This window comes from Roseomonas sp. E05 (assembly GCF_030063475.1).
Lineage (GTDB): Bacteria > Pseudomonadota > Alphaproteobacteria > Acetobacterales > Acetobacteraceae > Pseudoroseomonas.
Genome location: NZ_JASIRT010000030.1, coordinates 33,167 through 56,789, shown reverse-complemented (window position 1 = coordinate 56,789; position 23,623 = coordinate 33,167). Strand labels below are relative to the sequence as shown.

At 69.5% G+C, this 23,623-nt stretch carries 21 protein-coding genes; 3 read left to right on the top strand and 18 right to left on the bottom strand.

What is annotated here, in order from left to right; genetic code table 11:
• The first annotated feature begins 180 nt into the window (after positions 1 to 180).
• Both QMO56_RS21570 and mobF read left to right on the top strand, forming a co-directional pair.
• Positions 181 to 507 (top strand): hypothetical protein, encoded by a 327-nt coding sequence (locus tag QMO56_RS21570; RefSeq protein ID WP_283529256.1) that lies wholly within the window; start codon positions 181 to 183, stop codon positions 505 to 507.
• Positions 504 to 3,644 carry a MobF family relaxase gene (mobF, locus tag QMO56_RS21565; protein WP_283529254.1) on the top strand — a complete coding sequence of 1,047 codons (3,141 nt, stop codon included), beginning with the start codon at positions 504 to 506 and terminating at the stop codon, positions 3,642 to 3,644. The genes QMO56_RS21570 and mobF overlap by 4 nt, the downstream gene beginning before the upstream one ends.
• A 24-nt stretch (positions 3,645 to 3,668) precedes the next feature.
• Here mobF and QMO56_RS21560 read toward each other — a convergent pair whose 3' ends face one another.
• Positions 3,669 to 5,234 carry an MDR family MFS transporter gene (locus QMO56_RS21560; RefSeq protein ID WP_283529252.1) on the bottom strand — a complete coding sequence of 522 codons (1,566 nt, stop codon included), beginning with the start codon at positions 5,232 to 5,234 and terminating at the stop codon, positions 3,669 to 3,671.
• A gap of 318 nt (positions 5,235 to 5,552) precedes the next feature.
• On the opposite strand from QMO56_RS21560, the gene QMO56_RS21555 reads away from it, so the two are divergent.
• On the top strand, positions 5,553 to 6,119 hold the full coding sequence (locus QMO56_RS21555) for a hypothetical protein (protein ID WP_283529250.1): 567 nt from the start codon (positions 5,553 to 5,555) through the stop codon (positions 6,117 to 6,119).
• A gap of 289 nt (positions 6,120 to 6,408) precedes the next feature.
• Here the strand turns inward: QMO56_RS21555 and QMO56_RS21550 are convergent, their stop codons facing one another.
• The 17 genes from QMO56_RS21550 to QMO56_RS21470 form a co-directional block, all read right to left on the bottom strand.
• Positions 6,409 to 6,741 carry a hypothetical protein gene (locus QMO56_RS21550; protein WP_283529248.1) on the bottom strand — a complete coding sequence of 111 codons (333 nt, stop codon included), beginning with the start codon at positions 6,739 to 6,741 and terminating at the stop codon, positions 6,409 to 6,411.
• Between the two features lie 83 nt (positions 6,742 to 6,824).
• Positions 6,825 to 9,236, bottom strand: coding sequence for a DNA mismatch repair protein MutS (mutS, locus tag QMO56_RS21545; protein ID WP_283529246.1), 2,412 nt, complete (start codon positions 9,234 to 9,236; stop codon positions 6,825 to 6,827).
• A gap of 41 nt (positions 9,237 to 9,277) precedes the next feature.
• Positions 9,278 to 10,018: a GntR family transcriptional regulator gene (locus tag QMO56_RS21540; protein WP_283529245.1), complete on the bottom strand. Its 741-nt coding sequence runs from the start codon at positions 10,016 to 10,018 to the stop codon at positions 9,278 to 9,280.
• Positions 10,019 to 10,079: 61 nt separating this feature from the next.
• Positions 10,080 to 10,547: a hypothetical protein gene (locus QMO56_RS21535; protein WP_283529243.1), complete on the bottom strand. Its 468-nt coding sequence runs from the start codon at positions 10,545 to 10,547 to the stop codon at positions 10,080 to 10,082.
• 14 nt (positions 10,548 to 10,561) lie between these two features.
• Positions 10,562 to 12,865: a type IV secretory system conjugative DNA transfer family protein gene (locus QMO56_RS21530; protein WP_283529241.1), complete on the bottom strand. Its 2,304-nt coding sequence runs from the start codon at positions 12,863 to 12,865 to the stop codon at positions 10,562 to 10,564.
• Between the two features lie 3 nt (positions 12,866 to 12,868).
• Positions 12,869 to 13,378: a hypothetical protein gene (locus QMO56_RS21525; RefSeq protein WP_283529239.1), complete on the bottom strand. Its 510-nt coding sequence runs from the start codon at positions 13,376 to 13,378 to the stop codon at positions 12,869 to 12,871.
• Positions 13,379 to 13,448: 70 nt separating this feature from the next.
• Positions 13,449 to 14,633 carry a hypothetical protein gene (locus tag QMO56_RS21520; protein ID WP_283529237.1) on the bottom strand — a complete coding sequence of 395 codons (1,185 nt, stop codon included), beginning with the start codon at positions 14,631 to 14,633 and terminating at the stop codon, positions 13,449 to 13,451.
• 2 nt (positions 14,634 to 14,635) lie between these two features.
• Positions 14,636 to 15,067 (bottom strand): lytic transglycosylase domain-containing protein, encoded by a 432-nt coding sequence (locus QMO56_RS21515; RefSeq protein ID WP_283529236.1) that lies wholly within the window; start codon positions 15,065 to 15,067, stop codon positions 14,636 to 14,638.
• Positions 15,068 to 15,168: 101 nt separating this feature from the next.
• Positions 15,169 to 15,612, bottom strand: a complete 444-nt coding sequence (locus QMO56_RS21510) for a hypothetical protein (protein WP_283529235.1) — start codon at positions 15,610 to 15,612, stop codon at positions 15,169 to 15,171.
• Complete coding sequence (icmT, locus tag QMO56_RS21505; protein WP_283529234.1) at positions 15,609 to 15,857, bottom strand: IcmT/TraK family protein; 249 nt, start codon at positions 15,855 to 15,857, stop codon at positions 15,609 to 15,611. The genes QMO56_RS21510 and icmT overlap by 4 nt, the downstream gene beginning before the upstream one ends.
• Positions 15,857 to 17,008, bottom strand: coding sequence for a type IV pilus twitching motility protein PilT (locus QMO56_RS21500; RefSeq protein ID WP_283529233.1), 1,152 nt, complete (start codon positions 17,006 to 17,008; stop codon positions 15,857 to 15,859). The genes icmT and QMO56_RS21500 overlap by 1 nt, the downstream gene beginning before the upstream one ends.
• 22 nt (positions 17,009 to 17,030) lie before the next feature.
• The gene (locus QMO56_RS21495) at positions 17,031 to 17,984 is read right to left on the bottom strand and encodes a type IV secretory system conjugative DNA transfer family protein (protein ID WP_283529232.1); all 954 of its coding nucleotides are present in this window, start codon (positions 17,982 to 17,984) and stop codon (positions 17,031 to 17,033) included.
• Complete coding sequence (locus tag QMO56_RS21490; protein WP_283529230.1) at positions 17,977 to 18,633, bottom strand: DotD/TraH family lipoprotein; 657 nt, start codon at positions 18,631 to 18,633, stop codon at positions 17,977 to 17,979. Before QMO56_RS21490 ends, QMO56_RS21495 begins: the two co-directional genes overlap by 8 nt.
• A 130-nt stretch (positions 18,634 to 18,763) precedes the next feature.
• Entirely contained in the window at positions 18,764 to 21,841 is a 3,078-nt protein-coding gene (locus tag QMO56_RS21485) for an ATP-binding protein (RefSeq protein ID WP_283529229.1), read from the bottom strand.
• Between the two features lie 11 nt (positions 21,842 to 21,852).
• On the bottom strand, positions 21,853 to 22,479 hold the full coding sequence (locus QMO56_RS21480) for a hypothetical protein (RefSeq protein ID WP_283529227.1): 627 nt from the start codon (positions 22,477 to 22,479) through the stop codon (positions 21,853 to 21,855).
• 6 nt (positions 22,480 to 22,485) lie between these two features.
• On the bottom strand, positions 22,486 to 22,929 hold the full coding sequence (locus QMO56_RS21475; protein ID WP_283529225.1) for a hypothetical protein: 444 nt from the start codon (positions 22,927 to 22,929) through the stop codon (positions 22,486 to 22,488).
• Positions 22,930 to 23,083: 154 nt separating this feature from the next.
• On the bottom strand, positions 23,084 to 23,617 hold the full coding sequence (locus QMO56_RS21470; RefSeq protein ID WP_283529223.1) for a hypothetical protein: 534 nt from the start codon (positions 23,615 to 23,617) through the stop codon (positions 23,084 to 23,086).
• Between the last annotated feature and the right edge of the window lie 6 nt (positions 23,618 to 23,623).

The window sequence follows — 23,623 nt, the reverse complement described above, 5'->3', positions numbered from 1 at the left end:
CATCCGCAGGCGCGCTCGCCCGGCGGAACGGCTCCGGGCGGGCTACGCCCACCCTCCGCCGCACCGCCGGGCGCTCATCATAATTGCCGATTACCGCTCATCGTAATCGCCGGGCGCCAAAGCTTGCTGTCCCCGTTCGCACGCGCCGGAGCGACGCTGCTGCCAGACGCAGGAGGCAGCATGCCCGACGAACAGGACCCGCAATCGGTGCGAACGGAGACAACGAACGAGCAGGTCGCCGCGGCGCTGGCCCGCCAGTCGACCCTGCTGCGGCTGGTGCTGGAGCGCCTGGATGAGGTGGTCCAGCTGCTCACGCCAAAGCCGAGCGAGGGGCCGACGCTCGATCAACTGCTCGCCGGGCTGGTGAGCCTGGTCAGCGATCAGGCGGTCCTGCTCAAGCGCATCGACGCCCGCACGGACCTGCTGGTCCAGCATCAGCTTCAACCCGGTGATGCCCGCCCGGCCCTGAATGGAGCCGGTGCGAACGGGACGGGCGACCGGAGATGATGACCTTCCGCAAGCTGGCTGCTGCCAGCGCCGGCAAGCTCATCCGGGCCTACTTCACCGAGAACACCCCGGAGCCGATCCACGATCCCGCTACCACGCCGGGCAAGCACCTCGACCCTGGCGGACGGCTGACGGCCTACTACACCGGCCGGGACAGCCGGGCGACCTGGCGGCCCGACATGCCCCAGGCCGTGGCCAAGGTCCTCGGCATCGACCCCACCCGGATGCCCAAGGACGCCCAGCTCGACCGGCTGTTCGAGGCCAAGCGCGCGGACACCGGCGAGGCCTGGTCGAGCCAGGAGCGCAAGATCAGCGCCTACGATCTGACCATGGCGCCTCACAAATCCGTGACATTGGCGGCCGAGTTCGCGGCGACCCCGGCCGAGAGCGCCGCCATCTGGCACGCCATCGACAAGGCCAACGATGCCACGATGCGCTACGTCGCCCGCGAACTCGGCTGGGCCAGGAAGGGAAAGGCTGGCGAGGACGGGGCCGACCCCGGCGCCGTCGCCTGGGTCAGCTTTCGCCACCACACCGCCCGGCCGACCCTGCCGGTCCAGGACGGGCCAGGGGGTGCGACCTACCTTGCGTCGGTGCCGACCGACGGGGACCCCCACGCCCACATCCACAACGCCCTGTTCAACGTGGTCGTGACCGATGACGGCCGGGTCGGCTCGCTCGATACCCAGCGACTCCATTCCCGCGTCCACGAGTTCGGCGCCTACTTCCAGGCGAGGCTCGCCGAGGAGTTACGCCGGCTCGGGGCACGGACGGCCTACGACAAGGATCAGCAGGCCGTGGTGCTGGAGGACATCCCGCAGAAGGCCAACGACCTGTTCAGCAAGGGCCGCAAGCAGGTGCTCCGCAGCGCCCGGGCCTATGCCAGGCGACAGGGCCTCGAATGGGACCAGATCTCGGCCGAGGGCAAGCTCAAGATCCTCTCCGTGACCGGCCTCGCCTCCCGGCAGGAGAAGCACGGCAACAAGAACGACCGCGAGATCTGGCGCGAGCAGGCCGAGGGCATTGGCTGGCACCACAAGACGGTCATGCACGAGGTCGAGCACCCCAAACTGACCGACGCCGAGCGGTTCGACCAGGCCTACGCCTTCGCCGCCCGGCATCTCGCCAAGGAGTTCCAGACCGCGGCCGTGATCGACCATGACAAGCTGCGCATGTACGCCGCCCGGGGGCTGATCGGCACTGGCATTGCGGGAGGGCCGGACGACATCGACCGGGTGGTGGCGCTGATCGAGGAGCGCGGCATCGACCTGCGGGGCGAGCATGTCGCCCTGGTGGTTGGTCACTCGGGCGAGAAGGTCCGGGTCACCAACACCGCCCAGCTTCGGGTCGAGCAGGCCCTGGGCGAGCATGGCCGGCGGGCGGCCGCCGACCGCTCAGGCGCCCTCTCGCCTGCGGCGATCAAGGCGGCCGTGGATGCCTCCGGCCTGGACTTCGCCAGCGAGCCTGAGCACGGCCGGGCTCAGCTGGCGGCGATCTATGCCATGGGTCAGGGGGGTGCCCTGACGGTACTGACGGGTGTGGCCGGCGCCGGCAAGACCACCCTGATGAAGCCACTCGTCGCGGCCTGGAAGGCAGACACCCGCTTCGATCCGGGCGGCCGGGAGGTGGTCGGCGTTGCGACCGCGTGGCGGCAGGCCGACGCGCTCAGAGAAGCCGGGGTGGACAAGACCCTGGCCATGCACCCGCTGCTGGCCGCCATCCGGTCGGGTGAGTTCCAGCCAACCCGGAATACCGTGCTGGTGATCGACGAGGTCAGCCAGGTCGGCCCGCGCGCCATGCTGGAGCTGCTGGAGCTGCAGGCGCGCATCGGCTTCACCATCAAGGCGCTGGGCGACCGGGAGCAGGCCCAGGCCATCGAGGCCGGGGACTCCATCGAGCTGCTGCGCCGTGCCCTCCCCAAATCCGAGATGCCGGAGCTGCTCAGCACGGTCCGGCAGCGCGACCGTGAGGACCGGCGGATCGTCGGGCTCTTCCGCGAGAACCAGGACCAGAACAAGAGCCGGGCGGCGGAGGCCCTGGAGCTCAAGCGGGCCCGCAACGCCGAATCCGTCCAGATGCTCGGTGGCGACCACGATCAGGTTGTGGAGCGGATCGCCGACTTCTACATGCGTCGCCGCGACGCCCTGGCTGCCGCCGGCTCGAAGCGCGGCATCACGATCTCGGCCCTGACCAACGAGGATGCGGCCGATATCAGCCGCGCCGTCCGGGAGCGCATGCGCCAGCGGGGCGAGCTCGGGGCCGACGAGGTCGTCTACAAGGCTGTCGACCAGCGCGGCGAGCAGTACGAGCTGCCGATCGCCGCCGGCGACCGGGTCCGGCTCTTCGCCAAGACCTGGGCGAAGATAGACGGCAAGGGCGGCTGGATCGGCAGCAACGGTGACATCGTCGAGGTAGTAGGGCGGACGAAGGAAGCCCTCGTCCTTCGCAACAAGGAGGGCCGGGTCGGAGCAGTGGAGTGGCGCCGCCTTTATGACGGCGACACCGGCCGCCTGAAGCTTGGTTTCGGGCACGCCATGACCATCGACGCCGCCCAGGGCATCACCTCCGACGAGCACATCAACGCCCTTCCGCGGGGATCCGCCGGCATTACCGCCTTCAAGGCCTATGTCGCCGAGAGCCGGGCGACCGGCACGACCTGGACCATGGTGTCGGAAGCCGCGACGCTCGAGGCGGTCAAGCGCAGCCGGCCGCTCGGGGATGCGACGCCGATCACCATGCAGACCCTCTGGGACCGGGTCGGCGAGGATATGGCGGCCAAGCCCTACAAGGCACTCGGCATCGACCTGCTGCGGGGCGCGCGGGAAGGCCGGGAGAGGGCGGTCGACGCCTTCATCGCGCAGAGCCACCGCTTCCAGACCCTGGAAGCCGGGGGCCGCAATCTCGGCCGGGAGGCCCGGCAGCGGCTGCAGGCCGAGGCGGTCCGGGCCAGCCTGCCCCGGCATATCGCCGCCCTCGACGAGGCGCTGCGGCGCAACCTTGCGAGCTCCGGGCCGCGGGCGGCCGAGGACCACCTGCGGCACCTGCGGGTTGAGGCGGAGATCGCAAGGCGGAAGCTGGACGGGGTCCTACCTGCCCCAAAACCGGCCCCGCGGCGTTCGCCTTCGCCCGGGATCTGACGGGCGCGCTGCTCCCCTGGCGCTTCAATGCGCCAGGGTCGCGGTCTCCGGCGCTGGCTCGGCCGCTGAGACGGTCCGCAGCGGCAAGTCTCGCATCCCAATGGCGGTGACGATCGCCACAGCCATCGCTGCGGCGCAGGCAAAGAAACCGAGGTGGAATCCCCAGGCCAGCGCCGCGTGCAGCTGCGGCAGCATCTCCGGCGGCACGCTTGCCAGGCCACCGTCCGCCGAGCGAACCGCGTTGAGGTCGACCGGCACGGTGATGTGCATCTCCGCCACCCGCCCCGCAAAGCCGCTGGCCAGCAGCGCACCGACCAGTGTGCTCCCGAAGGCACCCCCCATCGAGCGCAGGAACAGCAGGCAGCCGGTCGCGGCGCCGAGATCGCGGCGCTCGGCCGCATTCTGCGCCGTCATCAGGCAGGTCGGCATCACCAGGCCGATCCCGAAGCCCAGCACCAGCTGCCACGCGATCAGCACGGCACGCGGCGTCGAGGCATCCACCAGGCCGAGCAGCACGAAGCCGATCAGGCAGGCCACCAGCCCCGCGATCATGATGCCCTTCAACCGGCCGCGACGGCGGGCCCGCGCGCCGGCGACCCAGGACGCGGCGCAGTTGGCGGCCATGAAGGGCACCACCAGCGCCCCTGACACGCCGGGATCCACCCCCTGCATCAGCTGGAAGAACAGCGGCAGCAGGAAGCTGGCGCCGAACATGCCGAGCGCCGCGATCGCGCCGACGACGACCCCGCGCACGAACACGCCATTGGCGAAGAGCCGCGGCGGCAGCAGCGGCTCGGGATAGCGCCGCTCCTGGAAGGCCAGCAGCACGACCAGGATCAGCCCCGCCGCCGCCAAGCCAAGGATCATCGGCGACGTCCAGGGCACCTCCACCCCGCCCCAGCTCAGCACCAGCAGCCAAGCGCTGATCGCGGCCGTCAGCAGTCCGGCTCCCAGCCAGTCGATCCGCACGGACCGGGCCTTTACCGTCAGCAGTCGCAGGGAGCGGTCACACAGCAGCATGGCGACCAGGGCGATCGGCAGGTTGATCCAGAAGATCCAGCGCCAGGACAGCGCCTCGGTGGCCCAGCCGCCGATGATCGGTCCGGCCACCGAGGCGATGCCCCAGGTCGAGGCCAGGTAACCCTGGTACCGGCCGCGCTCGCGCGGGCTCACCACATCGGCAATCGCGGCCTGCGACATGGCCATCAGCCCGGCGCCGCCGACCCCCTGCAGGGCTCGCGCCGCGATGAGCTGGGTCAGGCTGCCTGCCATGGCGCAGAGCGCGGAGGCCACCGCGAACACGGCCAGCGCAATCAGCAGCAGCAGGCGTCGGCCGTAGATGTCGGACAGCTTGCCATAGATCGGGGTCATCGTGGTCGAGGTCAGCAGATAGGCTGAGACGATCCAGGAGAGATGACCGAAGCCGTTCAGATCGCTCGCAATCGCGGGAACGGCGGGGATCACGACCGTCTGATCAATTGCTGATAAGAACAGGCAGAGAAGGATTCCGCTCAGAACCCGAAGCACCTGGGAATGGGTGAAGCCTGTGCGCGCAGGGCTTTCCCCTTGCACTTCACCTTGATCTTGCATCGAACCTCGTTCCTCATCCGGCACTGACGCTCCGGGAGCGCCGCGCGGCCACCTCTCAGGGTTGTTGGCTGCCGATAGTTACACTGCAATGCAGCATGGTCCCCCATCCCGGCCGGCTCAACCCGCTCCGGCGCGATTCCTGCCCACCCGGGGCCTGCCAGGCGGCACCCTGCCGCTGGCGGCATTTCCCGGGTGGCGCTTCCCCTGCGATTTCCTCGAAGACCCCCATCCGGCAAAATAATCCATTGTTTTCATATATTTAGCTTGTGTTCACGGCCTGTTCGGCCTAGGATTCTGTCGCTAACGGAGGAGCTGACCATGCGTATTGAGCTGCTGCCCGGGCTGACGAACGTCATCCGCTTCCCGGTCGAGCGTCGGGCCCGGCCGACGCTGGATCTCCTGCGCGAGATCGCACCGGACCCGCGCGAGGTGGGCAACGTGGCCGAGGCGTTCGGCCTCGATTACCCGGTCGCGGGCCTTCGTGACGCGGCGGACGCCGGCACGGCCGAGTACATCCGTGAGCATGTGCCGAACGAGCCGGGCGAGGTGCGCCGGGCGGCCCTGCAACGTGTGCTGGAGCCGCTGCTCACGCAGGCGGTCGCGGCCTGTCGTGAGGCCCACGATGCGGCGGTCGCTGCCAGCGAGGTGCATCAGGAACTCGTGCGGGCGCAGACCGAGGGTGGCTACTGGATCGAGCCGCTCCAGACGCGCGCCGAGGCGTTGAGCGGTCGTGCGGCCGAGTTGCTGGTGCAGGCGCACCTGTGCAGCGAGGAAGCCGAGGGGGCGGCGCGGGCGGTACGGATCGCCGAGCGCGGCGAGACCTGGGCGCCGGTCGACCGCGATGCCGAGTTCGCGGAGGCCTTCGGACTGGCTCGTTCGGCCTGACAGGCGGAACGGTGTCGGCCGTGCGGAGGGATGCCATCGAACCGCTGGGGCGGCGTCACCTATGAGTATCGTGGCGCACGCATCGAAGTGGAGGCGAAGGGGCATCTTTCCAGACTGGTGATGCCCGGGCACCCGTTCGACGGATCGTGGCACGGCAGGTGGGGCGGGTGGCTGCGCATCATCGACAGCTGGATCGACAGCCAGACGCTGCCGGCCCCTTACAAGCTCCCGGCGGAGCGTGGTGCACAGAGGCAGGCTGAACCGCCCCTCCGGCCGCCCTCCTGGATCCTCAGTTGAGCCGGTGACATTCGGACGTTGCTTGTGCAGTCCCACCAAAGCCGGCGGGCCGGATTTCGCACAGAAGGTATTTCCCGTCCTTCTCCAGGGTGAGCGCAGGGCCCGACATGGCGGCAACCCGGTATCCGCCGTTGAGCAGCGCGCTGACCGGCTGCTCGACGAAATCCCAGGTCGTGGCCGGCCGTGGTGGGGTGGCAGGGCGGGACGGCTGGCCGCCTGAATTCGGGCCGTTGATGGATGGAATCTGCGCGATCGCGTGGGATGCATGCAGACCGATCCCCATGCAAATCGCCAAGGTGATCTTCTGAGCCAGTTCTCTCGACATTCCACCTTATCCAAATCACTGCGCGAGAAGACCGCTGAACCTACGCCTTGGGATGGCCAGAGTTAAGTAACCCGCCGACGCGGTTACGGAGCGGAATTTGGTGCCTCCGCGGCATCGCCAAGGTGCTGAGCGAGGATCTCTTCAGCGCGCCGCAGAACAGGATCCGGTATCCCGGCGAGCGCCGCGATCTTGAGACCGTATGAGCGGCCAGAACGACCGGGAAGCACCTTGTAGCTGAAGATGTCACCGTGCCGCCCGGCCGCGGCGTCCATCGCCATGCAGATCGCATCGCTCATCCGCTCGGCCGCGTCTGCCAGCTCGTGGAAATGGGTCGCGAAGAGCGTCCGACATCTGACCCGATCATGCAGATACTCCATGCAGGCCTGAGCGATGGAAAGTCCGTCATGCGTCGACGTGCCGCGCCCCACCTCGTCCAGGATCACGAGCGAGCGCGGGGTTGCCTGATTCAGAATGGCCGCCGTCTCCAGCATCTCCACCATGAAGGTTGAGCGGCCAGCAGCCAGGTCATCCGAGGCGCCAATCCGGCTGAACAGCTTGTCGACCGTGCCAATGCGCGCACGTTGCGCGGGGACGAAAGAGCCGATCTGCGCCATCAGCACGATGAGAGCGACCTGGCGCAGGAACGTCGACTTGCCCGCCATATTCGGACCTGTCAGCAACCAAAGGCGCTGACCATCCCCCATGTGGCAGTCGTTCGGGACGAAGGAACGGCTTGCCGCGTCCAGGATCGCCTCGGCTACGGGGTGGCGACCGCCCTCGATGTGCAACTCCGCATCGTCGGACAGCTCAGGTTCCGCCCATAGCCCCTCCGCGGCCGCCTGCGCGAGACCGCAGACCAGATCCAGCGCAGCCGCTGCATGGGCGATCCGGGTCAGTGCTGATCTGTTGGCGAGGGTCGCCGTGCGGAGCGCTTCGAAGATCCGCTGCTCGGCACGCTGTACGGTTTCCGTTGCCGCCGCGTGTTCGGCCGCAAGGCGGTCCAGCTCCGCCGTCGCGAAGCGGCTGGAGTTGGCCAGTCCCTGGCGCAGCACAAACTCGGCTCCGAGCGCCTTGGCAGCCGCGGCCGGCACCTCGACATGGTAGCCTAGCACCGTGTTGACCCTGATGCGGAGGCTCTTCACTCCGGTCTCGCCGACGTAGCGTGTCTGGAGCGCCTCGAGCGCCCCCTCCCCCTCGGTGACGACCTGGCGGGCTGCGTCGAGTTTGGCGTCGTAGCCCTCCGCGACGAAGCCAGCCCCCACCTCGGCTGGCGGAAGGGCGACCAACGCGCGACGCAGCGTTGCGCCGAGATCGCCGCACGAACCGGAGCTTCCACCTGCAAGCTCACGGGCAGCAGTGAGCAGGCCGGGCGGCAGGTCAGTGGCCTGCTGCAACTGGCTGGCTGCCTGGGCAACGCGCTCGAGGAAGCCACGAACCGTGGCCAGATCGCGCGGGCCGCCTTGGCCCAGAGAAAGGCGCCCGCAAGCGCGGAGAGCGTCCGGCATGCCGGACAACGCTTCCCGGCAGCCGGTCCTGACAGGTGCGTTCCGCACCAGAAACCTGACCATGGCCAGCCGGCGCGCGATCGTGGCCGGCTCCGTCAGCGGTGCCGCCAGTTGCCGAACCAGCAGGCGGGCTCCCGGGGCCGTCACCGTCCGATCGAGCACGGACAGAAGCGAGCCTTCCCGGCCCGATGCCGAGGACAGAACTTCGAGCCCCCGCAGGGTTGGCGCGTCGATCTCCATGGTGTCGCCCATGCCGGCGCGCCGCGGGAGCATCATGGCATCCGGCAGGCGCCCGACGATCGCGCGGACATACTCGAGCAGGCCCGCGAGGGCCGTGAGCTCGGCGGGCGAGAAGCCCTGAAGCCGCTCAGCGGTGTCCGCGCCGTAACAGTCGAGCAGAGCCTGCCTTGCCTGATCTGGCGTCGGCACTGGCCGGTCCAGGTTGGAAAAGGGAATGCCCGACCCGCGGAGCGCGACGGCCAAGGCGTCCGAAGCTTCGGGCCAGCGCCCCACCAGGACCTCGGAGGGAGCGATCCGGGCCAGCGCGGCGCCACAGCCGTTCAGGGAAGACATGGCCGTGCCGGTTTCTCCGGTCGACAGATCGGTCCAGGCGAAGGCCGTCGCGTCCCCCTCCGCCAGGGCGACGCAGAGGTTGTTCGGCCGCCCTTCGACCAGCACCTCGGAATCGACGGAGGTGCTGGGCGTCATGCGGCGGAGCGGGCGATCCGCGCCGGGCTCGGGGGGCTGCTCGGAGAGAGCCACCTTGTGCCCGGCAGTGAGGAGGCGCGCCACGGCGGCTGAAGCGGTTGCCGCAGGAATGCCGCACATCGGGACGTCGGCCGCGTCCTTTTGGCGCCGCCGCGTCAGCTGCAGGCCGAGAACCCGTGCCGCAACAGGGGCATCGGACCCGAGCACCTCGTAGAACTCGCCTACCCGGAACAGGATGAGGTGCCCGGGCGCCGCCGCGGCAGCGGCGGCGTGGGCGGCCATCATTGGGCTTCCGGGCTGGGTCGGGGCTACTTCCTTCACCTTTACGTCCGCCACTTGGCCCGTAGTGCCGCGAGCCTTCGGGCCTCCCGCGCGCCTTTCAGCGCCGCTGCGAAGTCCTGCTGAGCGAGCCAGCCGCCATGAGCCGTCAGGCGTCGCTCCGCCTCCTCCCAATCGCCGGCCTCGATCGCCGCCAGGATGCCCTCGTGATCGGCCTGACCAGTCTTGAAGTCGATCTGCTCGCGCATGGCCGTACACATCACCAGCTGACGCTGCCAGAGCTGGATCAGGCTGCTCAGCAGCAGCTCGTGGCCAGCCTCCCGCCATAGGGCTTCATGGAACCGCCGGTCCGCGACGATCGCCCTGGTGGCATCCCGGGCGGCCGCGGCCGCCCTCCCCTCTCTCAGGGCGTCCCGCAGAGAGTTCCAGCGGTCGGGACCGCCCTGGCGGGCCATGGCGTGCCGGAGGGCGGCACTCTCCATCATGCGCCGCAGCTCGACCAGCTCCTCCACATCGCGTTGCGTCGGGACGATCAGCCGCAGCCCCTTGTCCGGTGAATGCAGGAGCCCGCGATGCTCCAATCCCCGGAGGGCCTCCCGCACCGGGACGCGGCTGAAGCCAAGGTCCTCGGCAATGTAGGCCTCCACCATCCGGTCTCCGGGCAGAAAGACGCCCCGCGCGATGGCGTGGACGATGGCGTCACATGCCTGTTGAACAAGGCTCTGGCCCTCACTGCCCCGGACCCGTTCGACCGCTGCGGTCACCCCCGCCTTGAAATTGGGCACGGCTTGACGGTTCCTCTGCCAGGCTGAACCCGCCCAGCCAGGGCGGCGAGAATAGGCCGGCTCACCAACCAGCCGCAACGAACCGGCGGCTACTTTCCTGGCCGGTGCCCTTACCCGCCCGCGCGAAGACCTGCGGTCCGATGCAGCGCATCAGGCCATTCCCGATCATGGTCCTGAGCTCGGGCGTGACCTTGTCGTGGCAGCGGCCGAGGTGGGCGGCGATGTCATCGATGTGCCGCGGCTCGGCCAGGAAGCGGAAGATCTCGCTCCGGATCGGGTGGGGGCGGGCCAGCGCCTCGGCTGGCGCCGGGCCGCGCAGGGTGCCCGCCCTGGCGTAGACACCATAGGCGACCCGCTCCACCAGCCTGAGGCGCAGCATGGCCTGCATATGGCCGGTGATGGTGGCGGTCCTCCGGCCGGTATGAGCCGCGATCTCATAGGCGTGCCGCGGCTCGGTCAGGTAGGCCAGGATCTGGTCACGGACCGGCTGGGCGCGCCTCCGCGGTGCGGTCCTGGTGGTGCTGTCCATCTGCGTCTCCATAGTCAGGCCGCGATCCGCTCGATGATCTGGTCGATGCGGACGCGCAACTCGGCTGCGGTCATGGCCGGGTGGGAGCTGGGCGGAATGGCGCTCTGCGCCTCCTGCCCGGCGCCGACGGCGGCGAGGCTGTTGCGCCGCGCGGCGGCGCCCGTCGCGCCCCCGTGGCGCTCGATCTCGGTCAGCAGGGGGATGGCCTCGGGATCGACGTTTCCTCCCGGAAGCCCCTGCCCCATGTCGCCATCGTCGGGTCCTTCGGCGGCCTCGCCCAGCATCTGGCGGAAATCTCCCTCCGGCGGCTCGGCATGGGTGCCGTCCGGTCGGGGATCGGGGGGCACCGCCTCCACGGCGGCGATCGCCGCCTTGACCCGGCCTGGAATGTCGGGGGCGTCCGACGCCTTGAAGCCGTCGATCACGGCGCGGAGGACCGGCGGCAGGTCTTCCGACCTGCCGCGGGCCAGTTCGCCGGCCTCGATCAGTTCGGAGAGCGCAGCGACGCCGTCCCGGCGGCTGCGCACCGCCTCGCCAGGGGGAGCCGCCAGCATCAGGGGCACGTTAAGGCGGATCGGTCCGTTGCTGTCGACCTTGGCGTGGAACAGCTTGGCGTAGATGCGCCGACCGCCGAACAGCACGATCGCCTCACCCTCGAGCAGGCGCTGCAGGTCGTTCCACTCGACGCGGCCGACCTGGCGCATCTCGGCGTGCTGCGCCTCGCGGTAGACGCCATCGCTGCCGCCCTGGAAGGACGTGGCCTGCGTGACATAGGTCTGCCCGGCCGTCTTCTCGATCCACTCACGGGTGCGCTGCGCGTCCTGCTGGCGCATGGCGATGGTCAGGTTGGCGTTGCCGAGCAGCGAAGCGGTCTTCTCACCAAGCCGTGCCCAGATGCCGGACAGCTCCTGGAAGCCGAGCCAGAACATGATGTTCAGCCCGCGGCCCATGGCCAGCATGCGATCCATGCCGTTGGTCGCGTAATAGGCCAGCTCGTCGAAGGCGACGTGAAACGGCCCCTCGCCCATGCCGGGCTTGAGGGAGAAGATCTCACTGGAATCACCCGAGAGCTTGGCACCGAGCAACTGCGCCAGCATGCCGCGCAGACTGGCCACGACGATCTTGCCGAGCGCCGCCAGGGTGTCGTCGGAGTTCTCCAGCGCCGGCAGGTTCACCACCAGGATGCGCCGGTTGAGCACCACGTCGCGCATGTCGATGTCGCCGCTCAGCACCTTGAAGATGTGCCCGAGCGACACTGCGAGCTGGGTGAAGGTCGCGGTGAAGTAGAACAGCGCGAAGCCGTGCTGCTTCGACGGCTCGTCGCCCTTCTGCTCGTTGTAAGGTACGGAGGTATCGTAGCCCGGCAGCTCGCCGAGATAGGCGCTCGCCGGGTAGATGATGTCCTCCGGCATGTCGGGGACCGGGATCTCGATCACCTCTCCCGTCTCCGCGTTGCGCGAGCAGAAGATTCGCTGCGTGGCCAACATCCAGATGCCGCGCAGTTCCAGCGCGAAGCGGATCGTCTCGATGTTGATCGGCACACCCTTGTGGTCGCGCATCCAGACTAGCACCGGGGCCATGGTGCCGATCAGCGCGATGGCGCGGGCCCGGAACACGCCGTTGCTGTCATTGGCCTGCTGCTCGCCGAGCTGGCTCGCCAGCAGCTCGCGGATCGCGTCGGCGTTGCCGGTCGCGAACGGGTTGAAGGTGTTGCTTTCCTTGATCCCGCTCGCGGTCAGGAAATTGAGCGCGAGCACATCGTCCTCACGGCCGAAGGACCGCGCCAGAGCATAGATCTCGCCGTAGAGCTTGTTGTCGGCCTTGCCGTCCACCAGGACGAAACCACTGCCGTGGGTGAGTGAATTGCTGAGCAGGCTCAGGATGGCGGTGGTCTTGCCCGCGCCCGTGGTGCCCGGGATGGTGCCGTGCTGGCGGCCGTCCTCGTTGGTGATCCAGAGTTCCTGGCCGGTGCCCTGGTCCCAGCCGAGGAAGATGGAGCCGGCCGCCATCCGGGGCCGGCGGGTGGCCGGGTCTGGGTAGTTGTAGTCGAGGACGCCCGCGCTCCGTGGCAGCCGGATGGGCAGGGTGGCCCGGCGGGTCAGCACCCAGCCCGCATAGAGCAGCGACACCGGCAAGGTCAGGTCCAGACAGGCCGGGTAGAAGAACGTGGCGCCGGCCATGCCCGCGAGCACCAAGGCCGAGGCCGAGCTCTTCAGCCCTTCGACGAACCGGGTGGTGAAGGGCCGGACGTCACGCAGACCCTGGGTGCCAGAGCGTTCGAACCGCTCCTGCGGCCCGAGGATCTCACGCTGGATCACGGGTCAGTTCTCGAGGCCGAAGGCGTTGCGGCTGGGCCCGGTTGGGCCTGTGCCGGCGGCAACGGCAGCGGGAGTGCCGGGCGCGCTTTGAGCGGCGGGCGGGGTGGCCGCGTGCGGCGCGACACCCTGCGGGGGGATGATACGAGGCGGCAGCGCCAACTCGCGCTGGATGGCCGGCAGCCCGCCGGCGGTGCTCGGCATCACCGCCTCGACCGGGGGCGTGAACCCGGCCAGAGCTGGCGGGCGCAGATTGGACACGTCATCCCGCGCCGGCCGATGGCCGAGCTGGTAGCCGCCGCCGAAGGCCACGACCAGGGCCATGCCCGCAAGGAGGCCGGTCCAGCGACTGAGAGGCTGGCCCTTCTCCCCGGGGGCCCTCTCCATCGCTTCGCTGGCAACATGGAGGTGGAGGTGCAGCGTGCCCGCTCCGGGCAGCGGCGTCGTGGTGTCGGGATGGTCGGCGCCCGGCGCAGCGGCGCCACCGACGACCAGGCTGAGATGGGACGGGTTCATGGTGCCTCCTGCGTGTGTCCCCTCAGGGTGAGGGGGCGCCGTGCGAATGGACGCAGCGAGTTTCGCCAGATCAGATGTCGAGCGTGGCGGCCCGCTGTGCTTCGCTGTCCTGCCGATGGGCCGTGCGAACGGATGCAAGGGCCTGATCCAGCATCGGCGTAACGAGCGGCGCGCGCGCCGCGCGCTCTGCTGCCCAATGGTCGCGCGCGCCAAGGGCCTCAATGCGGGGGTTCGGGTGGGTGTTCTGCCCCGGGCCGTCACCGGGGAAGCCCAGGGAATGCAGCGCATACCAGAGCGGCCGGTCCACCAGCTTGAGGCCGTTGAAGGAGGCGGGCGGCAGAACGCCGGAGCGGCGTCGCGCCTCGTTCAGAACCGACATCAACGCCGTCGTGGTGTAGGCGTGCCTGTCCGCGATCCGGAGCGCCGGCTTGCGCACCGCGGCGTCCCGCAGCACCCGGTCCGCCTCCTCGACCAGGGCGGGCGGGAGGATGAGCGGCTTCGCTGGTCCCGCCCCTTTGTCCTTCGGGTCGCGCGGCAGCACCTCGGCCATGTCGCCCAGCAGGTCGAAGGCGTCCTCCCGCCGTTGGACGAGGTGCAGGGCAAAGGCGGCGAACAGCACCCGGACATGCGGCGCGGCCTTGTCCAGCCCTTGCCAGGCCGGGCCGAGCTGGCGCGTCAGCGCCCGCCTGGCTTTCAATTCGTCCAGTGTGCCATCCCGGCGCGCCGCGTAGCGGGCGATCCACTCATCGGCCCGGAGTGCCGGATCGGCTGGCAACGGATCGCCCTTGCCGATGCGGGTCAGGTGCAACATGCGCCCGAGCATCGCCCCGGCCGACCGGAAGAATCGCGCCTGCTCCTGGCGCAGGCGGGCAAGGTCGAACTGCCGGCAATAGCGCGAGGGTGCGGCCCGGACGTAGCAGAGCACGGCCAGCGCCAGCATCAGCAGAACCGCCGGGATGCGGAAGAACCGCCCGACATAGGTCAGGAGCTGCAGCAGCTGCCAGATGTCCACCCGCTCGGGGTGGGCGGCCATCATGCGGGCATCCTGCTCGGCATAGTCGCCCGTGAAGTGTGCGATGAGCTGCATCTTCCAGTGCTGGATCTGAAAGACGCCCCAGGTGATCTCCGCGTGGTAGTTGGCCCAGAGCTCGTAGGCGCCGAAGCCGATCCCGATCAGAATGATGGCGACGCTGATGGCGAGGTAATCGTCGCTCGACGCCCAGGCGGCACGCTGACTGCCGGATGAGTGAATCATCGTCAGCCTCCTGCCGCGACGGTCTGTTGCAGGGTGGCACTCCGTGTCGCGAGGCCCTGCAGGCGAAGCGCCTGCTGCAGCACGAGGCGCAGATAGGTCGTCTTATGCTGGCTGGAGTGTGAGTGGTACAGGCCGACGCCCTCCCAGAAGTCGCCATGCGCCTCGTCGATCGCGGTGCGCAGGATCCAGGCGCCCGCCTCGACATTGGCGCAGAAGTTGTTGAGCAGGGCGTCCCGCGTCGCAGCCTGGCTGGCGCGCCAGTGCCGGGCAACGGCAGGGATCCAGATCTGATTGATCTGCATCGGGCCGATATCCACCGTGTCGTTGGTGTTCTGGCTGACCCGGCCCAGCTGCCCGCCCTCGACGTTGAGCAGGATGACCAGCACGCCCGGCGGCAGGCGGTGTACCGCCGCGGCGGCGCTCAGGCAGCTCATGACCATGCTGACGCTGGCGTCGGATGGCGGGCTTGGACTTTGGTCACGCGCAAATGCAGGGGGCGCGACAAGGGCGAGGGCCAGCAGGCCGGCGGCGAGCCTCACGGCGCGGCTCCCGCCGAAGGCCGGCTCCCGGCTGCGGCTGCGGCTGCGTGACGAAAGCGCTGGCTTGCGGCCTGCCACACCGCGTCGAGGTCATTGACCAGCAGCATGTCAGGCCGGGCGACCTGGGCCGTCGCCTCCATGACCGAGAGCATCACCGCCGAGAACGGGCCGTTACCGATGCCGCGCACCCGGTAGCCCAGCAGCGCCTTGGGATCCTGCGTGACGTCGAGCGCGAACCCCTTCCCGGTCGCCTCCCGCCACACCACCTCGCCGGCGGCGAGGAACACGGGCAGCAGCCCGTCCGGGCTACCACCCGTCTCGGGCGAGAGGGTGAGGGCCTGTCCCGTGGCGCGGTCCTGCAGCACGAGGGGCTTATCCTCCTGCCGGATCAGGTTCTCCATGGTGCGGCTCACCACCGCGAGGTCGACGGGGCCGGTCACGCCAGCCGCCGGCGTTGCCAGGCCGGCACGGCCGGCCGGACCCTGCCGACCAGCCAGCGCCGCACCACGCGAAACACCGCCGGCAGGGTCAGGCCGAACCAGCTGATGACAGTGAAGAACAGCGTGCCGGCGATCGCGATGGAGGCCGTGGTCCAGGACCAGTAGACCACATAGACCAGCATCGGAATGCAGGCGCGGGCGTCGAGGATCGCGACCCGCACGGGGAGAGAGGTGTAGCGCCACATCAGCCCTTGGTCCTTTTCATCTCGCGCGCCGCGGTCGCCTCGCTGATCCGGCCCTCGGCCAGTGCCTTGCGGATGGCCACCTCGTAGGATTGGCCCCGCTCCTGCACCGCGCGCTTGGTCAGGTCTGGCCAATCCGTCGCGTCACTCCGCATCAGCTGCGCGCGCAGCTCCTCGTCGCAGACCAGGATTTCACGCAACGCGGTGCGCTTGCCGTCGGTCGAGAAGGCGAGGCGCTGGTTGACAATGAGCCGGAGCGACTGCGCGGCCGAGCTCAACAGGTTCTCCCGCTCCTCGTTGCCGCAGAGCGCCGCGATGCGCTGGATGGTCAGCGGCACCGTGTCGGCATGAATGGTCGTGGTCAGCGTCGCGCCGAGCATGGCGGCGTTCAGGGCGGCGCTCATGGTCGCAGTGTCGCGACACTCGCCGACGATGATGTCGGTTGGCTCGCGCCGGGTGGTGCCGCGGATGAAGGCCTCGAAGCTCGGCAGATCGCGCGGGATCTCGCATTGATCCATGGTCGAGGACGGCCCCTTGAGCCGGTCGAGCAGGAACTCGACGGGGGCCGCCGCCTCGAGGATGTTGTAGTTGCCCTCCGGGTCCATCAGCTTGGCGACGGTGATGCCGCCGATCAGCGTGGACTTGCCCGAGCCTGTGGCGCCGCTGACGATCACCATGCCGCTTGCCGGCCGGCAGTTCTCCAGGATCATCGGCTCGACCAGTTGATCCTCAAGTGGCGGCGGCAGGTCCGGAATGGGCCGCAGCACGATGTTGGCGCCCGATCCCCGACTGACCTGGGTCGAGGTGGCATTCAGCCGGTAGCGCAGCCGCTGCGAGCGGCTGACATGGATCTCATAGGCGACGTCGAAATCCTGCCCGCCCTGCAGCCGGGCGGTGCCGTCCGCTCCGTAGAGGTGATTGGTGATGGCGGCGATCTCGGCCTGATCGAGCGCATGCTGGGTCACGGCATAGTTGCGGCCATGGATGCGCAGCCAGACCGGCTTGCCCGTATGGAAGCTGATCCGTGAGGCCCCCTCCCCGCTCGCCCAGGCGAGAAGGGAATCCAGCCCCGGCGCGTGCCGGCGCGGCTCGGTGACCCAGCGCAGGCCCTCATCGGGCCAGGGCCGGCAGGTCAGCGGCGATATGGCGTTCATGCGACGTCCTCCCCGCCGCGGGTCAGTGGCAGCCGGCGCCGGGCTGCCAGCGGCGGCGGTTCGCCTGCAGGCCGGGCTGATCGGTGATGCGGATCGTGCGGTCGCCGATATTCAGGCGCGCCCGCCCGCCTTCGGTCGCGGCATCGGCGAAGGAGATGCGGGGCTCCTCGACCAGGCCGGCCCGCAGCAGCACGCGGTAGCGGGCCATGCCGATGATGTCGCGCTGCAGGCGGCCGAGGTCGGAGAGGAAGATCTCGACCGCCTGCTTTTCGCCCTGGGCCCAGCCCTCGGCGACATTGCGGTTCCAGTATTCGACTTCCTTGCGGGTGCGCGGCAGGCCGGCATCGGCCGGGCGGCGCGGCTTGCCCCAGGAGCGCACGAGATAGGTGCGCCAGTCCGGCGGCGCCGAGGTCAGCTGCGCCTCGCGGGTGATCTCGAAGATGCAGGACGTCTCGCGGGCAACCTGGCCGTTCTCGCCGAGCGCAAAGGCCATCTGCGCCTCGGAAACGATGGGTGGCCGCATCAGCGTCTGGCCGTTGCCGACCGGCAGCACCAGGGCGCGAAAGTCGTAGGTGGTGGTCAGCTCGGCCTCGTAGCGGCGGAGCATCTCGTTGATGGCGAAGGACCGGGCGGCGAGGCCGCCCTGGGCACCATAGGTCAGGCCCGACTGGCGCAGCACCTCGGCCCGGCCCTGCTCCAGCCCGTCCCCCGGCTCGTCGCCGGGGCGGGTCGCCTGCAGCGCCTCGAGCGAGGGCGGCGCCTCACCCCCGACGATGCCCGGCGCCTCCCGGGCGCCGGTGATGGGCTGGTTCAGCGGGTTGGCCAGCGCCGGGATCGCCGCATCGAACTGCTCGACGCTCGGCATGGGCGGCGTCGCGCCATCCGCCAGGTAGCCCGGCTCGGCGGCCTTGGCCTCCGCGAGCCCCAACCCGCCCAGCACCGTGGCGGCGCAGAGCAGACGCTGCAGCTTAGACATGGTGGATTACCTCCACCCGGCGGTTGATGGTGTCCACGCGGACCGTGGCGGCACTGCCAGCCTGATCCCCGAGTGCCTTGAAGGCGCCGATCAGGGTGGTTGCCGAGTTGGGCACGGCCACGGCCAGCGGCTGCATGTTGGTCGGGCCGAACACATCCACCCGGTAGCCGGCCTCGGCCGCGACCTTGCGCACGCCATCGTCGAGCAGGCCGTTCCACGCAAAGCCGATCGGTCGCTGCAGCTCCTCCGGCACGACCGCGCCGGACCGGACAGGCGGCGGGAAGGCCTGGATCGGCGGTGAGCCGGCGGGCGCGATCCCCGGCGGGGTGGCGACCACGGGCGAAACCGTGACGGCACTGGCCGAGGCCACGGGTCTGGGTGGCACCTCAACGACCGCCTGCCCTGGCCGGACCGCGACGGGCGCGACCGAGGCCGGCACCGCGGCCATGGCGGGCGTCGGCGGTACGGCGCGCAGGCCGCCGAGGGCCGCCATCTGGCTGTTCACCAGATCCATCGACCGCCGCAACGCGACCTCCGGGTTCGCCATGCCCGTGGCCTCGATGTCCGTGGTGACGGGATGAGTGGCGCATCCGGCCAGCAGGGCGAGGCCGGTGAGTGTGCCCGCGAGGCGCAGGCGCTGGGATCGCATTGGGGGAACCCTCCAACTGTCTTCGATCCAAGACTGCGGAGGTTCCGTGCGAACGGCGCACGCAATCAGCGTGCGCCGGCGAAAGTTTTTACGAGGGCCTGTGTTCATCCTGAACACAGACCCGGCTTCCTCACTCCGCCGCCATCAGCTGCGGCGAACCCTCCGTCGATATGTCATTGGCCGCGTCGCGCCGGGTGTCGACGTCGCGCAGGATGATGCCGAGCCCGGTGCCGTTGGTCAGTTCGGTGGCCAGTTCGTCCAGCACCCCGAGCACGGCGCCGTCCTCCTTCTCGCCGCGCTTGAGGCGATCATCCTTGCGCTGCGCGATCTCCTTCTCGGCCGAGCCATAGGGAAACACCTTGGACAGGCGTCGCAGCGCCTCGCTGAACCCAAGCCGGGCATAGAGCCGGTTGCGCAACGCGCTATCGCCCGGCGTCGTGCTGAGCGCCCACAGCTCCACCGGGCCGAGGCTGTTGATGAGCATCTGCTCCCAGCGGTCCGCATCCACGGCGAACTGCGCCACGAAGGGCGCACCGCCCGGGCCGGGGCCGCTCAGGGTGTGGCGCACATTGTGGGCGCTGGCCTCACCCAGATCGAAGCGCTTGATGATCTCCTCGGCTTCCTTGGCATCGCCCGCCTTCAGGATGAACCGCCCCGTCGACTGGCTGATGATCGCCTGTCCCATGTCGGTGAGACGCTGGCTGGCGAAGCCGAGCTGCACGTTGTGCTTCGGTCCCTCGCGCATGTCGCGCTCGGCCTGCGCCTGCACCTGCGGACTGTTCTGGGTGCGGTGCCACTCGTCGAAGTCGAGGCGCTTGATCGTCTCCATCGCCTCCTGGAAGCGGACGCGATGGTAGGGCCGCATCGGCTCCGGCACATGCGCCAGATGATCGACGTGGAGGAAGAAGTTCCGCCCCAGAATGTGGCGGGCCATCATGTACATCATCTCGGTCTGCCGGTCCGCCGCGGCCGAGCCGGTCGGCGCCACGGCCGCCAGGTCGATGACGATGACCCGCGCAGGACCGAAGTCGAGCCTGGTGGGTTCGCTCAGCGTCGGGTAGTTGCGGATGAAGGCATAGATGTAGCGCTCGAAGGTCTTACCCAGCTCCTCGTGCGTGGCGGCGATCTTGAGGCCGTTGAAGCTGTCGCGGACCTGCTCGGTCCGCACCGCGCTGATGAGGTCCTGGATGGTCGGCACGGCATGGCGCTGCGCCACCTCCGCCCAGCGATACTCGCCCACCTCGATCAACGCATTGACCACGTCGCGCCACCACGGGTCCTCGTGCTGCAGCTCGATGCGGTGCCGGCGCAGCGCCTGGTCCACCGCCGGCTCGACACCGGCGCGGTAGCGCTTGGGAGAGCCGCCCTGCACGCCGGTGCAGAGGCGGTAGGCCTCCTCGATCACGAGATGGATGAGATGGCCCATGCCCTCGAAGGGCTTGGTCTCGTTCGGCGGCAGGGTGGCGAGCTCTAGGAAGTTCTGCAGGAAGGCGCGTTCCAGGGGCAGGGGATACTCGCAGCCCAGCTGCAGGTCGAAGACGTTGAACTCGAACCCCGGCGCGAACTGCATGGTGACGAAGATCGCCTCGTGCCGGCGGGCCGGGCCGAGCGCCTCCTGCAGGAGGCGCACGAAGCCCTCGGCCGAGTTGCCGATATCGGCCTTGCCGATCAGCGGCAGCTTGGCGCCGTTCGTGCCCATCACCGCCGAACTGAGGCAGAGGCCGAGGTTGATCGTGTTGGCGAGCACCGACTTCCCCGAACGCGGCGGGGCGACGAAGATGTCGAGCACCTGCGGTCGGATTGCGCCTCCGGTCGGATCATAGGGCGCCATGGCGCCGTCGGGCTTGCGGAACAGGACGGCGCCGCGCTGCCAGGGGACCGCCGTCTTGGCCCAGGGCAGCATGGCGAAGGCGTCACCCAGCAGGGCGGCGTGCGGCACGCCGGTCGAGGCCAGGGCGAGGCCCGGCACGCTGCTCAGCGCCCCCTCGAGCGGGTCGCCAGCGACGGAGGTCGCCTTGCAGTTGCCCCAGCCCTCGAGCCGCTGGGAGAGGGTCGAGGCGCGGCGGCGGAGCTTGCGGGTCTCGTCGATCGGCGCCCAGGTGGCGAAGGAGGCGCGCAGGCGGACGCTGATGTGGTTGTCCGCGCGGGCCTGCTCCAGCGCCTCGAAGGCGCGGCGCAGGTCCGCGTTCTGCGGGAACATGCCGAAGAACTTGGCGCCGATTTCCTTGAACATCATGGAGACCTTGCCGCCACCCTCGATCACGAACGCGCCGCGCCAGGGGATGCGGTCCCGGCCGAGCGGGGCGGCCAGCTCGAGGAAGGGTCGCGGGTCCTCGGGACCGACCTTGAGGTCGACATGGGCATACTCGTACTCGCCGATGCGGACCCGCTGGCCGCCCAGGGTCTCGGCATCGGCGTGAAAGATCTGGCTGCGGATGGAGGGCCAGAGCAGCCCCTCGGGTTTGACCTTTCTGACGTGCTCCTCGGGCAGGCGCCCCATCACCCGATCGCCCTGCAGCGTCGCCTTCCAGGGCGAGCCGGCCGTCTCGCGGTAGATGGTCTCACGCATCACCTTGAGGGCGTCGTGCGCGTCCAGCTCCGTGGTGGCGATGTCATGGCCGCGCAGCGAGGCCTCGACGCGGGCGAGGAAGGCCGCGTGGCGCGCCGCCATGATCTCGCTGCGGAGAAAGTAGCGCTGGCTTTCGCCGACGAGCGGGCACTCGCGGGCGAGCGCGTCCTGCTCCTCCTTCATCTGCTTGCGCTCTTCCTTGGTCAGCACGCCGCGACGGGTCCAGAGGATGTAGTAGGCGGCTTCCCAGCGCATCAGCTTCGGCCAGCGGGCGGAGCGCTCGGCGAGAATGTCCGTCAAATCGAGCCCGAGCTCGCGGGCGACACCCCGGCAACTCTCCATGTGAACGCGCTCGATCTCGACGGCCGCGAGGTCAGGGTCGGAGATGTAGAAGCCGACGATCGCGTGACCCTTGTCCTCCAGCGTGCCCGAGAGGTCGATCCGCTGCGCGGTCGCGATGCGTTCGATCTCGGCCCGCGTCGGCTGGCGGCGCAGGCCGTCGATGCGCAGGAAGCTCACGTAGTCGGATTGTTTGGTGACGAGCGCATTGCCATGCGTCGTCTCCACCTCGCAGAAGGACGGAAGAGGCTGGCGGAGCAGCAGGGAGGCGCTGGCCAGCAGCTTGTCGAGGCCGAACATGGCGGGCCCTTTCAGGCGCGGGATTGCGGGGAGGCCCAGGCGGCCAGCATCTCGGGGTAGACGTCCCGTCCGTCCCGGAAGAGCTGGCCGAGCGGTAGCAGCCGCAGTCCCGCGAGCAGCTCCGCCCGCCTGGCATAGGTGGCTGGACGCAGGTGAAGCAGGGCCGCACCGAGATCGGCGAAGGAGGTGGTGCCGAGGCGATCCAGCGCGGTGCTGGACCGCTCGCGCAGGGCGCGGAAGGTGCGGAAGGCGGCCACCAGCTCCGGTGCGGCCCCCCGCGGAGTGCGGGCGGCTGTGGCGGGTTCCCCGTGCCGGTGCAGGACCGAGTGGATGCCGCGCACCAGGCAGTTCAGGCCCGCCTGTGAGATCTCCGGCAGCCAGATCAGGACCGCCTCGGCGTCGATCTGCGGACGGTCGGGATGCTGGCTCAGGTGGCAGAGGGGGCAGGCGGCGACAACGTTGTCGGGGGACGGGTCGGTGTGGTCGCCGTTGCGGTGGAAGGGCTCCCGCCGGTCTCCGGCGTCGAAGCCGCAGAACCGGCAGCACCCGGTGACGGAGGGTCCCTGCCGCTCCTCCGGTCCGGCATCAGCGGTCCAGGCTGAGGGGTGGGCCGAGAGGAGGAGCGGCAGGAGGCGCATGGCGGCCTACTGGAAGGCGACGACGCCGGCGGTGCTGGTCACCGAGGCGGCGGTGCCGGTCGTGGTCTGCGCCGCCTTGTTGATCCAGGCGCCGCCGGTGACGAAGAGGCCGCAGAGCACCAGGCCGGCGAGCCCCATCGCGACCCGGCCGCCCTCCCGGTTCTGCGGCTGGCGGGACTGCCAGAGCGCCCAGACGCCGGCGATGAAGCAGACCAGGGCGGCGCAGTACATCAGCGTCGAGGCGACGAAGCCGCCGGTGGTCGAGGCTTCCTGCGCCATGGTCTGCATCTGGCCGCCGATGCCGTTGCCGGCTGCCTGCGCGAAGGCGCTGGCGGACAGGACTGCCGAGCCAAGCAGGCCGGTGCCGGCGGTGACGAGCGCACGGCCACGGCGCCCGAGACGCCGGGCCATCACCGCCGGCACGGTCGCATTCATCTTGGAAAGATTCACGGTGATCTCCTTTGACCGAGAGAGTGCATCCCTCTCAAGTCCAAGGATCGTCAGGTGCCGTGCGAACGGGCCCTGGAAAATTCGAGGCTCCGAAAGAAAATCAGCCCGGCCGCTTCCGGCCGGGCTGCTGCATCCGCATTGGTGCGGAGACGCCTCATGTGAAGAAGCTGACCACCCATTGCGAGATGGTCAGCACGTTGATCAGCATGACCGAGAACACGAACTGCACGAGGCAGCCGCCGGGCGTGCGCCGGCTGGTGCCCCGCATCACCGCCCAGAGCCCGTACATGGCCGCGAAGGCCATCATCGCGCCGAAGGCCTGGAAGAACAGCTGGAAGATCTGCACGACGTTGATGACAGTATCGGCCGGCGTGCTGCCGAGCATGTTGTCGGTGCTCGGCGCCGAGTAGCTGCTCAGCCCGGCGACCAGATTGACCGTGACGGCCGATCCGCCGCTGCGGTTGGCCAGCGTCAGGAACCGGTCGAAGCTGGCGAAGACACCGCAGAACAGCAGCGACACGATCGGGATCCACGGCTTGCCGCGGAACGGGTTGTCCGGCTGGGACTGCCGCCAGAAGCCCCAGCCGGCGAAGAGGAACAGCGTGAGCGCGGCGATGTAGCAGAAGGTCGGCAACAGGATCTGGAAGATCTGGCCGACCGCCGCCGCGAAGTTGGCGAGGCCCTGCATGACGGC